This window comes from Synechococcus sp. 1G10 (genome assembly GCF_002252625.1).
Lineage (GTDB): Bacteria > Cyanobacteriota > Cyanobacteriia > PCC-6307 > Cyanobiaceae > Regnicoccus_A.
In genome coordinates this window covers 136,587-151,309 of sequence record NZ_NQKW01000008.1, presented here as the reverse complement: position 1 = coordinate 151,309, position 14,723 = coordinate 136,587, and the positions used below count along the sequence as shown (strand labels likewise).

The 14,723-nt window shown below is 61.3% G+C and carries 20 protein-coding genes; 10 read left to right on the top strand and 10 right to left on the bottom strand.

The features are described from left to right. Positions 1–21 precede the first annotated feature (21 nt). Positions 22–291, bottom strand: coding sequence for a high light inducible protein (locus tag CJZ82_RS09430; protein WP_094555519.1), 270 nt, complete (start codon positions 289–291; stop codon positions 22–24). Positions 292–619: 328 nt separating this feature from the next. Here CJZ82_RS09430 and CJZ82_RS09425 point away from each other — a divergent pair, with 328 nt between their 5' ends. After that, a complete protein-coding gene (locus tag CJZ82_RS09425) occupies positions 620–1,381 on the top strand; it encodes a DUF3598 family protein (protein WP_094555518.1) in 762 nt (253 codons plus the stop codon). 132 nt (positions 1,382–1,513) lie between these two features. Here the strand turns inward: CJZ82_RS09425 and psbA are convergent, their stop codons facing one another. The 3 genes from psbA to CJZ82_RS09410 form a co-directional block, all read right to left on the bottom strand. Further along, on the bottom strand, positions 1,514–2,593 hold the full coding sequence (psbA, locus tag CJZ82_RS09420; RefSeq protein WP_094555517.1) for a photosystem II q(b) protein: 1,080 nt from the start codon (positions 2,591–2,593) through the stop codon (positions 1,514–1,516). Between the two features lie 875 nt (positions 2,594–3,468). Beyond that, the gene (locus CJZ82_RS09415) at positions 3,469–3,612 is read right to left on the bottom strand and encodes a high light inducible protein (RefSeq protein ID WP_094555516.1); all 144 of its coding nucleotides are present in this window, start codon (positions 3,610–3,612) and stop codon (positions 3,469–3,471) included. A 249-nt stretch (positions 3,613–3,861) separates the two neighbouring features. Continuing rightward, the gene (locus tag CJZ82_RS09410) at positions 3,862–5,193 is read right to left on the bottom strand and encodes a cytochrome P450 (protein WP_233130161.1); all 1,332 of its coding nucleotides are present in this window, start codon (positions 5,191–5,193) and stop codon (positions 3,862–3,864) included. A 182-nt stretch (positions 5,194–5,375) separates the two neighbouring features. Here CJZ82_RS09410 and CJZ82_RS09405 point away from each other — a divergent pair, with 182 nt between their 5' ends. After that, complete coding sequence (locus CJZ82_RS09405) at positions 5,376–6,053, top strand: peroxiredoxin-like family protein (protein WP_094555554.1); 678 nt, start codon at positions 5,376–5,378, stop codon at positions 6,051–6,053. Positions 6,054–6,219: 166 nt separating this feature from the next. Then, positions 6,220–6,693 (top strand): hypothetical protein, encoded by a 474-nt coding sequence (locus CJZ82_RS09400; RefSeq protein WP_143593611.1) that lies wholly within the window; start codon positions 6,220–6,222, stop codon positions 6,691–6,693. A 246-nt stretch (positions 6,694–6,939) separates the two neighbouring features. On the opposite strand, the gene CJZ82_RS09395 is transcribed toward CJZ82_RS09400, so the two are convergent. After that, positions 6,940–7,239 carry a hypothetical protein gene (locus CJZ82_RS09395; protein ID WP_094555514.1) on the bottom strand — a complete coding sequence of 100 codons (300 nt, stop codon included), beginning with the start codon at positions 7,237–7,239 and terminating at the stop codon, positions 6,940–6,942. Between the two features lie 393 nt (positions 7,240–7,632). On the opposite strand from CJZ82_RS09395, the gene CJZ82_RS09385 reads away from it, so the two are divergent. The 4 genes from CJZ82_RS09385 to CJZ82_RS18955 all read left to right on the top strand — a co-directional run bounded on the left by CJZ82_RS09385 (position 7,633) and on the right by CJZ82_RS18955 (position 10,072). Next, a complete protein-coding gene (locus tag CJZ82_RS09385; protein WP_094555512.1) occupies positions 7,633–8,352 on the top strand; it encodes a GAF domain-containing protein in 720 nt (239 codons plus the stop codon). 559 nt (positions 8,353–8,911) lie between these two features. Beyond that, positions 8,912–9,424 (top strand): hypothetical protein, encoded by a 513-nt coding sequence (locus CJZ82_RS09380; protein WP_143593610.1) that lies wholly within the window; start codon positions 8,912–8,914, stop codon positions 9,422–9,424. Beyond that, on the top strand, positions 9,421–9,861 hold the full coding sequence (locus CJZ82_RS09375; RefSeq protein ID WP_094555510.1) for a hypothetical protein: 441 nt from the start codon (positions 9,421–9,423) through the stop codon (positions 9,859–9,861). Before CJZ82_RS09380 ends, CJZ82_RS09375 begins: the two co-directional genes overlap by 4 nt. A 4-nt stretch (positions 9,862–9,865) precedes the next feature. Continuing rightward, positions 9,866–10,072 (top strand): hypothetical protein, encoded by a 207-nt coding sequence (locus CJZ82_RS18955; RefSeq protein WP_233130160.1) that lies wholly within the window; start codon positions 9,866–9,868, stop codon positions 10,070–10,072. Between the two features lie 963 nt (positions 10,073–11,035). Here CJZ82_RS18955 and CJZ82_RS18950 read toward each other — a convergent pair. The 4 genes from CJZ82_RS18950 to CJZ82_RS09350 all read right to left on the bottom strand — a co-directional run bounded on the left by CJZ82_RS18950 (position 11,036) and on the right by CJZ82_RS09350 (position 12,159). Next, positions 11,036–11,215, bottom strand: coding sequence for a hypothetical protein (locus CJZ82_RS18950; protein ID WP_094555508.1), 180 nt, complete (start codon positions 11,213–11,215; stop codon positions 11,036–11,038). A 110-nt stretch (positions 11,216–11,325) separates the two neighbouring features. Next, positions 11,326–11,568 carry a hypothetical protein gene (locus tag CJZ82_RS09360; protein ID WP_094555553.1) on the bottom strand — a complete coding sequence of 81 codons (243 nt, stop codon included), beginning with the start codon at positions 11,566–11,568 and terminating at the stop codon, positions 11,326–11,328. A 52-nt stretch (positions 11,569–11,620) separates the two neighbouring features. Continuing rightward, a complete protein-coding gene (locus CJZ82_RS09355) occupies positions 11,621–11,878 on the bottom strand; it encodes a DUF1651 domain-containing protein (protein ID WP_094555507.1) in 258 nt (85 codons plus the stop codon). After that, positions 11,875–12,159 (bottom strand): galactose oxidase, encoded by a 285-nt coding sequence (locus tag CJZ82_RS09350; protein ID WP_094555506.1) that lies wholly within the window; start codon positions 12,157–12,159, stop codon positions 11,875–11,877. The genes CJZ82_RS09355 and CJZ82_RS09350 overlap by 4 nt, the downstream gene beginning before the upstream one ends. A gap of 1,044 nt (positions 12,160–13,203) precedes the next feature. Here CJZ82_RS09350 and CJZ82_RS09340 point away from each other — a divergent pair. Together CJZ82_RS09340 and CJZ82_RS09335 are read left to right on the top strand one after the other, a co-directional pair. Continuing rightward, complete coding sequence (locus tag CJZ82_RS09340; RefSeq protein ID WP_094555504.1) at positions 13,204–13,419, top strand: hypothetical protein; 216 nt, start codon at positions 13,204–13,206, stop codon at positions 13,417–13,419. Between the two features lie 182 nt (positions 13,420–13,601). Further along, entirely contained in the window at positions 13,602–14,048 is a 447-nt protein-coding gene (locus CJZ82_RS09335) for a hypothetical protein (RefSeq protein ID WP_143593609.1), read from the top strand. Between the two features lie 141 nt (positions 14,049–14,189). On the opposite strand, the gene CJZ82_RS17860 is transcribed toward CJZ82_RS09335, so the two are convergent. Beyond that, the gene (locus CJZ82_RS17860; RefSeq protein WP_143593608.1) at positions 14,190–14,387 is read right to left on the bottom strand and encodes a hypothetical protein; all 198 of its coding nucleotides are present in this window, start codon (positions 14,385–14,387) and stop codon (positions 14,190–14,192) included. Between CJZ82_RS17860 and CJZ82_RS09330 the strand changes: the two genes are divergently transcribed. Beyond that, positions 14,377–14,709: a hypothetical protein gene (locus CJZ82_RS09330; RefSeq protein ID WP_143593607.1), complete on the top strand. Its 333-nt coding sequence runs from the start codon at positions 14,377–14,379 to the stop codon at positions 14,707–14,709. The two genes, CJZ82_RS17860 and CJZ82_RS09330, sit on opposite strands and share 11 nt — an antisense overlap. Positions 14,710–14,723 lie beyond the last annotated feature (14 nt).

Genomic DNA, 14,723 nt, shown 5'->3' with positions numbered 1-14,723 from the left:
GGCACCGGCATGGAAACAGGATCAGCCGATTCCCAAGATGCTGCGGGTGAAGGCCTCGCCGCCTCGGGCGTATTCGGTGATCAGCAGGGCGATGAAGCCGAGCATGGCCAGGCGGCCGTTGAGCTTCTCAGCGCGCTCATGAAAACCCCAGCCGCGATCGGCACTCACCACTTCCATGCGCGGTTCGGTGGCGAAGGCATTGAGGCGACCGCCGTCCTCGGTGGTGACCGTGGCACCACGGATGGTGGCGCGATCGAGGGCGCTTGGAGTCGTTGGGGTGTCTTGGTCCATGGGAGTCCTTGAGGGGATAAAGAAACTGTAACAGCCATTACTAGAAAGAATGTTTTCCAATCGATCGGGTCGGCATTAACTCTTGTAGCAAGTTACATAATCCTCGTGGCTCTCGCTAAAATATCAAAGACCTGACGCAGGAAGCGCACTCGGACCAGCCACAATGACTGCTTCAAGCTGCAGATCTGGGGGGGATGGATCTTTTTTACCAGGCTGTTCCCTGGGAATGGAGCCGTAGACTGTATTGGCTAACTAGGGTCTGTTGCGGCTAATTGGGGGCGTTTGCAGGCCACCGCTGCCTACGCTCGTGGCCGATGAGCGGTGCTCCATGGCCAGCCAGTGGCAGAACTTCCTACGCAACCTGGGTGAGTGGCGCGGCAGTTTCACCACCATCACTGCCGATGGCACGCTGAGCGAGAGCTCCCCGTCGGTGCTGACCCTCAAGAGTGATGACAGCGACCAGCTGGTGCGCTTTGGGCTATGCCGCTGGCCCGCCGGCGTCGCGATCGCTCCTGGTGGCGGGCCGGCAGACGGGGCCGGCGAACCCAGCTATGTCACTGAGCAGGACTACCGCAGCCTCGGTCGCCAAGCAGTGTTTTTTGATTCGGGGGCATTCAACAAGGGGTCGCTGCAGGTGGCCCCGAACACTGTCTTTGGCGGCGAGTTCGGCTTCATCGGGCTGAACCGGCGCCACCGGCTGGTGCAGCTCTACAACGAAGCTGGCACATTCGACCAACTCGTTCTGATCCGTGAGTTCCGCGCCGGCAGCGGAGCTGAGGAGTGTGCGCCCACAAGCGCCAATCAACTGCTTGGCACCTGGGAAGGCAAGGCGGCCACAATCAGCGCTGACTGGCTCGAGCCTGACATCGCCGACTGCCAGCTGGTGCTGGGTGCCGCTGAGCTCGAGGGTCTGAGGCTGCTGCCCGACGGCGGCTTCTGTCGCCTGCCGGAGCAAGTCAGCCACCGCGAGGCTTTCGTATTGGAGGGCGGCTGGCTGCCGGTCCCTGGTCGGATGGAGCGCCTGATTCGCCGCTACGACGCCAGCGGTGCCTGGCTGTCGGCTAGCCATAAGGTGTTGACACGCCGCTGACGATTTCGACGCGGTCCTCATCCTTGCGGGGGTGCCGATGGCAGGAGCCAACAAAAAGCCCCCGCCAAGGCGGAGGCTTCAGTTGCTATTCAGTTGAGGCAGGTGGTTGGCCGCAGGGACTCACCGGCTGCATCAGCCGATCGCAGGGGCAATCAGCGCCACAGGCGTGGCTTCAGCAGATGCCAGGTCGAGCGGGAAGTTATGGGCGTTGCGCTCGTGCATCACTTCCATACCCAGCCCAGCGCGGTTCAGCACATCAGCCCAGGTGTTGATCACGCGGCCTTGGCCATCGAGGATCGACTGGTTGAAGTTGAAACCGTTCAGGTTGAAGGCCATCGTGCTCACGCCAAGGGCGGTGAACCAGATGCCGATCACGGGCCAGGCAGCCAGGAAGAAGTGCAGGCTGCGGCTGTTGTTGAAGGACGCGTATTGGAAGATCAGGCGACCGAAGTAACCGTGGGCAGCCACGATGTTGTAGGTCTCTTCCTCCTGACCGAACTTGTAGCCGTAGTTCTGGCTCTCGCTCTCGGTGGTTTCACGCACCAGTGAGCTGGTCACCAGCGAACCGTGCATGGCGGAGAACAGGGAGCCACCGAACACACCAGCCACACCCAGCATGTGGAAGGGGTGCATCAGAATGTTGTGCTCTGCCTGGAACACCAGCATGTAGTTGAAAGTGCCGGAGATGCCTAGGGGCATGCCGTCAGAGAAGGAACCCTGACCGAAGGGGTAGATCAGGAACACAGCCGAGGCAGCTGCCACAGGGGCGCTGTAGGCCACACAGATCCAGGGGCGCATGCCGAGGCGGTAGGACAGTTCCCACTCGCGGCCCATGTAGCAGAAAATGCCGATCAGGAAGTGGAAGACCACCAGCTGGTAGGGACCGCCGTTGTAGAGCCACTCGTCGAGGCTGGCGGCTTCCCAGATCGGGTAGAAGTGCAGGCCGATGGCGTTGCTGGAAGGAACAACGGCGCCGGAGATGATGTTGTTGCCGTAAAGCAGTGAGCCGGCAACGGGCTCACGGATGCCGTCGATGTCGACGGGAGGTGCAGCGATGAAGGCCACGATGAAGCAGATCGTGGCAGCCAGCAGGGTGGGGATCATCAGCACACCGAACCAGCCCACGTAGAGGCGGTTGTTGGTGGAGGTGACCCACTCGCAGAACTGGCTCCAGGCAGACGCGCCTTGGCGCTGCTGAAGGGTGGTGGTCATGAGGACGGTGGGGGTGTAGCTCCGAAGAGCTGGAAATTAGGTCCGGCGAACCGGCTTCCTCACAGTACAGCAATCTTTCGAATCGTTACAAGCAGATTGGCCGCAGGATCGATCAGCTCTTTGGCTAATGGTCATGAGCTGGGCTTATGGATCATGTCGTGGCAAGGGTTATGAGCGTTCCTGTGGCGCTGAACTCCTGCTGAGAGGCTCAGAATTGACTTTCTCAGCAGGGCGTTTTCTTTCTCATAAACCCCTTGAAAGCTCCTGATCGACCATGCGGCTGGTCAGCTGTGGCGGCTCAGAAGAACAGGTTCAGGAGGGGGAGATCAGTTTTATCCCCGTCATCGCTGGCCCTCCATGCCCACGCGTGCTGGCGGCGAGCAAAACCACGGAGTAATGGCGGGCCACATCGGCGGTGTGCTCAGCGCGATCAAGCAGGGCATGAGCCACTGATCAGCCCCATCCGGTGTCGGGTGCCGATCTAATCGAAGGCCCAGTAATGCCGCGCAGGCCTAAATAACCTGGGACGGGTCCCGGTAGAGCGATATGGCCAGCTGCCGTCCGGGGATCTGGGGTGAGCAAGGTAGGTGGGGCAGAAACCACTCGACCCATTCCTGAAGAAAACGAAGTGTTGACAGTGCCAGCATGCCAAAAACTGGGTCAATCAAACTTCTCTTCGTGGGATCAAGCTGGAACATGAAGCCAGCAACCTAGGCAGGAATCAGCAACACAGTGCGAGTGACATCAACCAGATCAACGGGAGCTTGGTGAAAGATCACTGGGGCGGCTGACCACAAAGGTGACCATGGCGCTTAAGCCAACCACAAGTGCGATGACGGCAGTGATGGCTGCGGTGTAATCGGTGCTCATGACGTTCAACCGAGTCCGATTTGGGCGAGGATGCCCTGACCGGTGAGCAGCTCGGTTCCAACCCCAATCACGAAGCCGAGCATGGACAGGCGGCCATTCCAGGTTTCAGCAAAGGCGACAAAACCAAAGCGGGGGGTGGAATCAGCCATGACTGTTTCGAGGTGTTGCGTGAATTGTAACAGGTTGTAACGAGGGATGGCACCGGACTGCCCTCACGGCGGAGAAAGGATTCAGCCGATGGCCTGTTTCTGCTGAGCGAGACCCTGTTCTGGCACCAGCCCCAGCTGCAGGGCGCTGAGGTCCCAGAGCTGCCTAGCCAGGGTGCCTGAGCAGGCCTCGGCACTTGGTTCGCTGACCTCAGAACGCAGCCGCCCTGGGCCCTGCACACGTTTGCTCGCTCAGCGCAGGCACGGGCGCACCAGAAGGCCATCCTTCGGCGAAGGGCTGGGAATGACCCTGAGCGTCAGGTCCTGATCCGGCTCCAGCGCCAAGCTCAGCCGCTTGAGCAGCCCCACCGCTAGCAGGCGGATCTCCAGCTCGGCCAGCGCCTTGCCCAGACAGACCCGCTCACCACCTCCATAGGGCAGCAAGGTGACTGTGCTGTTGCCTGCCAGATGCCGCTGCGGCCGGAACACCTCCAGATCCTCGTTGCCGCTTCCATAGCGATGGCTGGCAGTGATGCTGACCTGCACCACCCGATCGGCCGGCACCAGTACATCCGCCAGGGCAATCGGCTCCCGGGTACGGCGGAAGAAGCCCCCCACCGGCGGGGTGAGCCGCATCACTTCTTTCACCACCGCATCGAGACGCGGGGCACGGTTGGCATCAAAGGCGGTCACGGCCTCCCCCTGCGCTGGAGGCCAAGGCAAGCCGTCGAGCTCCTGTTGCAACCAGGCCAGCTCGGCTGGATGTTGCAGAAGGCTCAGCAGCAGACAGCTCAGGGAAGAGGCGGTGGTTTCGTAGCCGGCGAACAACAGCAGCAGCAGCTGCTCCGCCACGTCGTCATCGCCCAGGGGAAGGCCGGCTTCATCAAGGCCACCGGCCAGCAGATCAAGCCCGCCGGCGGCCAGGGGCGCTCCGGCGGCAGCGGCGCTCTGCGCCTTTTCGAGCACGGCGCCCAGGCGTCGCAGCAGCCGTTGGCGGGCCTGAAGAGCTCGGGCGTAGGGGCTGCCAGGCAGGGCGTAGGGGAGGGAAAAGAGGCCCTGGCACCAGGTTTCGAAATCCACGAACAGGGCCTCACGATCGACGGAATCGAGCCCCAGCACCGTGCTGGCGATCACGCTGAAGGCGAAGCGCCTCAGCTTGGGCACCAGGGCCACGGGCGATGCACCACCGAGCAGCTCCCCGCTGAGCTCATCGACCAGCGCCACGATCGCCGGGCTGTAACGCTTCAGGGCAGAGGCAGCGAACAGCTGGCCCACCACACGACGACGGGCCTTGTGATCTACGCCGTTGCGGTTGGCCAGCGACAGGGGCCCCAGCAGCTTCCGCACACTGTCCGGCCACCAGCCAGCGACGGCATCGCCCTGAGCGAACAGGTCGTTGATCGCCTTCTCCCCCCGGATGAACACGGTGCGCTGCCCCAGAAGGGTGGTGCCGTACACATCGCCGTAGCGCTCGAAGCGGGAGCGGGCGAAATCCGGATCCCGCAGGAAGGAGAGGGTTTCGAGCACGCCGCTCACAGCTGGCGTGATCGGCAAGGGCCGAAGGGTGGCGGGATCGAGCGGCAACCAACGTCGTCCAGGGTGATCTCCAGGCTGTCGGATCGCCGCCGGCACCGCGCCACGATGGAAGTTCCATGACCACCCAGATCCCCGTGTCCACCACCGAGACCACCACAGGTTCTGCTGGCGCCGGGGCAAGGCCGATGGCAGCCGCTGCGCTGCTTGAGCGGCTGGCGGAGGTGGAGGGGATGGGTCGGGGCCGCCGCCGGCTGGTGCTGCTGTTCCCACAGCTGGGGGATTTCGACAGCATTGAATACGCCCAGGCCCTGGTGGCTGCTTGGCCGCAGCTGGAGGCCGCCGGCATCGCCGTGCTGGCGATCGGCATCGGTGATGAGGCGAGTCGCCAACGGTTCTGCACTTTCACCGGCTTTCCGATCGAACGACTTCTGGTGGATCCGGATCCACACCTGCATCGGGCCCTGGGGCTCTATGAGGGCCTCGGGCAGATCGGAGGCCCCTGGCCGAACCTGCTGCTGATGTGCGCCGGCATCGGCTCCCCCGGCACCCTGGCCGAGGTGCTGCGGGGCTACACGGGCGATCGCAGCGCGCCCCAGCGCATCGCCGACGACGAGACCATCCAGGCGGGCCCCCTGCCGCCGATTCAGGGTTCCTTCTTTGCCAAGGCGGGCGGGACTGGATTCCAGCGGCCCTTCGAGCTAGCCACGGTGCGGCTGCGCAACATGAGCGAAGTGCTGGGCCACTGGCGCACCTACGTGCCCCGCGACGACTTCCTCACCCAGCGGGGCGGCACCTTCCTGCTGGAGGCCGACGACACGCTTCTGTACAGCTACCGGGACCGCGGCATTCTCGGCTTCTCGGAAACCATGGCCAGGCCGCTGGGCTTCCTGGATCCCTTTCTGGGCTGATCGCCCGCTTCAGCAGAAGGCAACCGAGGGACATCATCGCCATTCCCTTGGGGGTTGGTGGGAGGCCAGGGCCGGTTCTGGGTAGGGTGCCGCCGTATTTGAGCAACTGCCTTTCGTGTGGAAAGTGTCGGTCACCGGGCGGTTGTGGATCATCTCCACGCATGTGGTGATCTCCCTGACTTGGGCCGTGTCGGCGGGCCTGTTGGTGTTGGTTCAGTTCGGCCAGACCGAGCGGGCCTTCCCCACGCAGGTGGTGGTCGCTGAACTGAGCAAGTTCTTGGACGACGTCGTGATCATTCCTTGTGCCTCGCTGAGCCTCCTGAGCGGTCTTGTGCTTTGTGCCATCACACCGTGGGGGTATTTCAAGCACTGGTGGGTGGTGATCAAGGGCCTGGTCACGGTGTCATTGATCTTTTTTGGCACAGTGGCCTTGGGTCCCTGGCTCGACAGCAACGCGGCTTTGGTCGCAGGGCTCAACATGCCTGAGATACCTGCGGATTCGATCTACTGGACAACCTGGTTCCAGGGGCTGGTGGGGGGTGGCGTTCAGGTTCTGCTGCAGTTGGCCGTTGTGTTCATCTCTTTTCTCAAGCCCTGGGGGCGCACTCCTTGGAAACAGCCCATCAACGTTAAGAGCTGAACAGCGCGAGCCTTGGGGCCTATGCAACTGAGTCTTTTGGTGTCTTGATGAACGGAATGATCTTGGCCTGCCGCTGATGCTGGCAGGGGTTCAACAACTCCACTGCTCGGCTTCTCTGCGTTCGCCCAGAAACCATTTCAAGGCTATCTGCTTTACGACAACAAATCTTTGAACTTTGAATATCAGGGCTAGATTTATAAGCTCAATCAAAATATTTGGAGAACTTAATGTCGAACTTGTTATCGATCAGTAATCATCGCCGTATTTGACGTCAGAGCTTGCATTCATCAATTCCACCGTAGTTTGATAACCGTTAGCGACTGTCACTTCATGCTGAGCTGCAATGTCTTGAAGTGCTTCAAAGTCATATTTTGGAGCAGTGATCCAACTGAATCCCTTACCAAAAGTGTTGTCTGGATTCACGACATACCAGTGACAGGCAGTGTCGGGAACTGACACAGAGCACTTTGTCCAATCGTTGTCCCATTGAGGAACCTGGACAAACATGACCGCCGCAAAGAGAAAGCCGAAGAGTGCCCTGAACATACAAGCTTATAAAATCTTTACAATCCTACCATGAGTCCGGTCCTGCTGCCGCTCAATCAATCGGATGGCGCCTGGTCCTTCTCAAAATCCGTTCCAAAGATCTGCGGAAACCCTTGGCGCTCAGGGGTCTGGCGAGGCCTCGTGTCCTCAGAGTGCTGCTGATCCACCAGACCTGCAGACCACCGAAAGCAAGGGCCAGCAGCCCTAATTGGATGTATCCCCAGTTCAGGTGCTCCATCACAACGAAATTTACTCCTCACAAAGCCCGAGCGGACGGAGTGATGCCCTGTTCGGGGATGGGGAGGGGTGAGGAAACGTGAAGCCGCTCCTGAGCCGGAGGAGTGGCCCCGACAATGGGGCCAAGGGACGCCTGGATCCTTCGGTTTGATGCCCATGAAGGCGCCACGGAGCGAGCGAGAGGAAGAGCGGCTTGAAGCCCTTCGCGATTACCGCATCCTCGACACACCGCCCGAGCGGGCCTACGACGATCTGACGGCACTGGCGGCCTACGTCTGCGACGTTCCCATCGCCCTGATCAGCCTGGTCGACTCTGACCGTCAGTGGTTCAAATCGAAGTTCGGCCTGGAGGCCACGGGAACCAGCCGGGACGTCTCCTTCTGTGCCCACGCCATTCTCGAAGACAAGATCCTGGTGGTTGAGGACACCCACCTCGATTCACGCTTCGCCGCCAATCCCCTGGTGACCTCTGAGCCCAACATCCGCTTCTATGCGGGCGTTCCATTGCTATCGCCAGAGGCCTTGCCCCTGGGCACCCTTTGCGTGATCGACCATGAACCGAGGGAACTGAGCGCCGCCCAGATCAAGGCCCTGGAGGGGATCGCCCGCCAGGTCGTGAGCCAGCTGGAGCTGCGGCGGGTGTCCGCCCGGCTGGCTCTGGCCCTGGAGAAGATCAACCTGATCGAAGAGCTCATCCCGATCTGTTCGTATTGCAAGGCGATCCGCAACGACGCCGGCTACTGGTCAAGCGTGGAGACCTTCATCAAACAGCACTCCGATGTGGCCTTCACCCATGGGGTGTGCGAAGCATGCATCGAAAAGCACTTTCCTGAGGTGGCCGAGGCGATGCGAAAGCAAGACGCAGCCAGTCTTTGATGAGCTGGTTTTCCTGCAACGTGCCCTGCGCCAGCGGACCGCACGCTCCGGGAAGCTCAGCATCACGCCCACAGCGCCTGAGGCCTTGAGCCCACCCCTGGCAGCCTTCTCACAGTTCAGTGCCGCGATCTGCTCAGGCTCGAATACCAGTGCCGTCATGGTGGCGGTCAGGCGGTCAGGCGGTCAGGCGGTCAGGCGGTCAGGCGGTCAGGCGTTCGAGGCGGTCAGCGTCGGCGAGGTTGGGCATGGTGATCTTGCAGGTTCCCCGTAAGTGTTCCCAGAGGCGGCCGGCCATTTGCCGACCCATTAGCCAAGCCCCTGGTGGTAATCGGTCGGCCTGCGGGCTGTCCATTTCTATGACGAGCCGTTCAATTTGCCTCTCAGGTAACATCTCCCCGAATAACCATTATGATTCCAACGGTTACAGCAGCATCCAGATCTTACATAGATATGACCCTATCGGATTGTTGCCATATGCGAGTCAGATGGATTATTAATAGTATCGCGAAAAGGGGCAACTTATGGCTTTCACAGGCACTATCGTCACCGAGCTTCTGAAATGACCACTTCAAAGAAGGGGACACTCAACGAAGTCGGCATGGCAGGTGAGTTCCATGTCCTTGCTCAGCTACTCCAGCGTGGGTACAGTGGACATCCAACCCTCGGCAACACCAAAGGGATGGACATCCTTGTTGTTGATCAGGAGTCGGGCTACATGCTCAAGGTGGAGGTAAAGACCGCATCCGATGCCATGCGGGCGCGCACCAGGCGCCCCTGGTGGTGTTGGACCCTCACTAACAGAGCAGAGCAGATCGGCGCTCACAATCTCGTCTATTGCTTCGTTCACCTAGGCACAATCGGCACCCTGCCTCGCTTCTTCCTGGTGCCAAGCGAGGTGGTTGCCGAGGATTGCTCCAGGGAGCATTCTGATTGGATTTCAGCCGGCCCAGAGGAAAAGCGGACGATTCGAACGGACACTACTATCCGCAATTTCTGGTTCTACGACGACGACAACGACTACGAGAACAACTGGGAACTTTTAAAGCAGAAGCTGGAGAACCCACCAGCATGAACGCACCAGACTGGCTGCTGAATCAGGTGGTGCAGGCCAAGTACGACCTTTGGGTGACACGCAAGGCAGCCGCTCTCCATAAGCGCGATAAGAAGCGTGGTGGCGAGGCCTCTCGGGCTGAGTATGCCCAAGCCATCCACGAAGCCGTTGTCGCCTCCAACGGGCTCGATCACTGGACCGGCGAAAAACTCGTCTGGGGCCTGATCGGCACTTACGACAATACGGAATCGAAGAAACGCCGTGGTGCCTATAAGCGGGAGTTCAGACTGCTACCCACTATTGACCACCGTATCGCCAATGCCGCGCCAGACTTCGTGATCTGCGGGTGGGGGGTGAACGATTCCAAGCACGATATGACCCCTTCTGAGATGTACCGGCTCTGCCAGTCGTTCATCGAGCACAACCGTGACAATCCTAATGTCATTGGAGAGGGTTGATGAAATGAGCACATCTGAGGACGCTATACGGCTCTTGCAGTCGGACCTGTCGCACACCACCAAGGCGGTGCGGCTGCGGAGGCTGTACGAGAACGCGACCGACCCAGGCGAGAAGGAGAAGATCGGTCAGTGCAGGGAGGCACTGATGGTGACTTGCCCCTTCGATGAGCTGGGGCAGATGCGCGAGGCTTGGGAAGGGAGCGGATGCTGATGGATAGTCCATTGAGCATTGAGGAGCTGCGGGCCCTACGCTCTGGCATGCCCGACGCTGCGTTGATCGAAAGGAAGCTTGCGTGCGCGGATACAACCACGATCTGATGATGGGCGAGAACCCCGACCCGCCACCACTTGACCCGGTGCCGCCAACGGGTGTGAAGGGGCCGGACTCTTGAAGAACTGCAGCCGCACCCTTGGCACCATTGACAGCACCGACCTTTACCACCTCCTCGCTGATGGAGTGCCGAGCAGCCCAGGCTCAATTCGACACGAGCTTATTCTCTACCAAGACAAGAACTTAATGGCAGCATGGGCGCCGTTCGATCACATCAACATAAGCGCCAGGATTGCCCTTGTCGGTATCACTCCTGGCTGGACACAAACCGTTGCCGCTTACTCCGTTGCCAGACAGGCACTCGCGGAAGGCCTGGGCTACAGCACAGCCTGTAAACAAGCCCACTCGCAGGCAGCATTTGCTGGGTCAATGCGGACAAACCTAGTCAAGATGCTTGATCAGCTCGGTGTGAACAAGGCGTTCAATATCCAGACCACCGCAGACATTCTCGGGAAGCCTGATCCCCGCTTTCACTCAACATCTGCGCTGCGCTACCCTGTGTTTTGCCTCAAGAAGGGGGAGTGGAAGAACTATGGCGGGCATCAGCCAGACGCACTTAGCATTGGCTACTTTCGGAACATCCTCGTCACGCTATTGGCCGAGGAACTTGCCTCGCTGCCTGCTGGTGTTTTGATCGTGCCCCTTGGTGTTGCTGTTGAGAAATTCGTCAACTACGCCCTGCGTGACAGGCAACTAGGGGCCACTGTCCTACAAGGCTTTCCCCATCCATCGGGCAGCAACGTTGGCAGGGCAGACCAGTTCAAGGCCAACAAGGAAGCGCTAACCCGTGCGGTTGATGATTGGAAACGATCGTCCATGAAGACGCGTCCAGTCCCGAGGCTCTCAGCCCCCAAACTTCTTATCCAGCCACTGCGTGACCACATAGACACCGATAAACATCGGCAGATAGGCAATCCACATGTTGGAAAGGTCCAGCTCTGAGTTGTTGATCAGAACAAGCCCAGAATAGCTAATCAGGCCATAGATCAATGCTCTCCGCAGTGGTCCAACAAGTTTCTTCAAGTGAGAGGCAACAGCGGCTTCGATCTATTGTATCTGCAGTAGAAATATTGACCGCCTTCTCGGGGAGTGGGCTGTGTGGCCACCTTTGTTGAGGCCTGACAGGGGTGGGATCAGCCCTGCGGATGGCGAATGGTGCGCCAGTTGCCGCTTTCGGTGCTCACCTCCAGGCCAAGGCCGACCTGAGCGTCAGGATCGCCAGCGGGTAGCTGCTGGTGCCACCAGCGGGTGGCGAACGCCCAGGCCTCCTCGATCGAATCGAAGTGCTCATCAAGCTCACAGTGCGGCTGGCCCTGTTGATCCACCAGGCGGTAGCGCCTTGGCTGGCGGTTGCTCATCGGGGAAGAGGTGGCCATCGGTTCTGGTCTCAGGTTGATGGACATGGATCGGTTTTGGGGGTGGTGCTGATCACCACTGAGGGCTGCAGGGCACCCAGCCCGCCTTGCGCTTCTGTTCCCAGAGCTGCAGGGCTTCTGTCCGGCTCAACTCCTTTCGTCGTTTCAGCAGTGGGATCGCCTGATCGGGGAGCAGCTCTCCGCTGGTGATTTCCAGCCGCTGGTAGTCCCGCTCCCAGCGGCAGGGCCGGAAGCGCAACACCTGGCGACCATGGATCAGCCAGCCCTCCTTGGGGGACAGCGGTGGCCGCCTGCTGGCCCCAGCACTCACGCCCCTTCCGGTGCCCAGCCCCGCTGGCGCGTCATGTCGTCGGTCCAACCCTGGCAGCGACTGATGAGGTGCTCCCCCTGGGCCAGCAGGCCCTGGTGCAGCTGGCAGGTGAGCAGGGGGATGCAGTTCACCCCGGCGTGGTGCCGGAACCAGTGGCAGGTGAGACAAACCTTGCGGCTGCGGCTGGGGCGGAGCACGTCCTGATCCAGGTAGGGCCATTCCTCGATCTCCTCCTGCTGATCGCCGGAGGTCCGAGAACGGGGCGGCAGGCGGGAGACCATGACAGCATGAGATGCATACACATGTACTAGCACTTATCAAGGTCGTGGCGCTGCTGCTCTCGGCGCCCGTTCAGCTGGCGCCGGGGTCACGCAGTGTCCGACGCCTGGCCTCGTCATGGTCCTCTCCTCTCACTCTTTCTCCTCAGGAGAACCGGTCGCTCTTGCCGATGCCTTCCGGGTTCGGCTGATAATGAATTACCCCTGACTTGCTGAACACCGATCAGGGCTCTGCACGGATGACAGCGCGAGCGGCAAAGACATCGGGTGAATCCCACACGATGTCTTAGGAACCCGGCATCAACCCCGGGGAAGATGTCGGGCCTGCAGGTTCCGCCTGTGCGTCGAAAGACCTGATAGCACGGTCGATCGCGGAGCCAGGAGGCGTGGGATTGAACTTGGCTGGACCGCCACTCAGCCTGTCCAGCACACCCAGGATGTTGGTGGAACCGAGAGGCTGCCCCCCTCCGACCCCGGGCTTGACATAGTTGTCATAGACCTCACCCTCCCTGGGGGTAGTCCCGAAGGTCTGGCCATACCCCTTCTCCTGGGCAAATCCAGGATTGCTGGCCAATACGTTGATCAAGCTCGCGCAAAGGCTTGCGACTACAAGCTGGGCGTGAATGGACTGTGGGGATGGTCGGGCCATTGCCAGAAGTCAGATGCCGAATGTCAGGCAGCGCCAAGATGGTAATGAGCTGTTCCACGTAGCAGCTGATCAAGACAGAAGCCTCTGCCGACTTGTACGCCAAACATGGGCAATCTCAGAAGACACGCTGCGATGGCCTGATGCCGTCTCCTCTTCTTGGCCGATCCCGCGCCTTGAAGCTGGCTCGGGTAACAAGCACCACCTGACCCTCGGGAACAGCAGACGAACGCGGCAGCAGCAGCAGGGGCGGGGAGACGTTACGGCCTGGCCACGGCGAGCAGAACCCGGAAGCTGCACGGGCCTGCTCGGTTCGGCAAGGGCTGACGCGAGGCGCTTCGCGCCCCCTGCCTTCCCTGCGCGGGCCGTGCGGCGGAATCGGGTTCCTCGCCGTATTGGCCATGGCCTCACTGCAAGCCCCCGCCTGCGAAATCCGCCGCGTGATCGTCCACTTCTATCCCGATGGGATCAAGGGTGGCGCCCATCCCTTTGAGCTTCAGCACATCGGGAAGCGCGGCAAGCCTGTCAAAAAGATGCGCTTCGTGCCGGCCCAGCGGGCTCATGAAATCGCCCGCAAGCTGCAGGGCACCAAGGGCTGCACCGTCTCAGTGATCTGAGCCCCAGGGGGGGCAGCCTCACCGGGGCCTTCGGGTCCCTTTTCCTGACTGCTCTTTGCGACACCGACGGGGGCGGCGGCGGCCCTCCTCAGCGTGCGCGGCGGGGCAAGGGCTGCGCAAGGCGCTGACGCGCCCCTTGCCCTCCCCGCGCAGGGCTGAGGGGTCCTTCGCCTGGTTTGGCCATGGCACCCATCACGATCTATGCGTCCTCAATGAGCGGCATCACCTGGAGGGCCGTCACCGCCAAGGCGGTGAGCGAGAACCTGCTGATGATCGAGATCAGCAAAGCCGGCAAGAACGGGCTGCTGCTGGAAGAGTCCCGGCCCTGGGATGCCACCTGCAAGCTGTGGCGCTGCCCAAGGCCTTCCCGCATCCCGAAGTATCTCTGGGCGCTGCTGGAGCAGAAGCTGCGCCAGATCGAGCCCATGGCCGTCGCACCGAGCGGAGTGCAGCAGCGAAAGGTCCCTGCTGAGAAGGCCAGCCCAGGCCAGGGCCTGCGGCGCTCCTTCCCAGGCGCAAGCGAGGCGATCGGCAACGGCCGCATGGGCTTCCCGGCTTTCCTTGCCATGGAGCTGATCGAAGCCCATCACCTGGAGCTCTATCGCCGAAAGATCGGCTTCCGGGCCTGATCACAGCCCACCGAGGCGGCTGGCGAAAGCTGGCTGCCCTTTTTCGCTGCTGGCCTGTTCCGTTGATCGCCGGCAAGGAGGGCAGCAGCGCAACGCAGGCAAAGGCTCTGGGGGCATGGCATCAGGTCGGGACGGGGGGCATCACGGGTGGCGGTGAAACGCGATCGAGCCTGCATCCGGCAGCCAGCAGTCGCTCACTGCACTTGCGGGCTGGCGGTCGCTTGCGGCGTCAAGGGCGATGGCGAGCGGCTCACCGCAGAGCGGAAGCGCCGCCCTTGACCCCGCAGCTGGCCGGTGCGTGGGAAGCGCGTTCTTCTCCACCACAGCCGTGATCACCACCTCCTCCCGTCCCGTCATCCAGCAAGCCCTGGCCCACAGCCTGGCCGTCGTGCTGCTCTGCTGCTCCCTCGGCTTCAGCACCGGCTTCTGGCTCGGCACAGTCCTTCAGCAGTGGCTACAGCCAGCACTGGCCAAGAAGGCCAAGGATCCCCAGCGGGCCGCAAACCAGGAGGCCTGGGAGGCGGAAGTCGCCTCCGGCCGTTGGAGCGAGCCCAAGCCGGTGGTGGGGCGCTTCATCGGCTCCCACTGGGATGTGGAGTGGCTCGATGAAGAATGCGGGGCCGATCCGCAGCAGGAGCTGCCGCTTCGCTGGGCCGTGTGAGCTCGGCGCTGGCG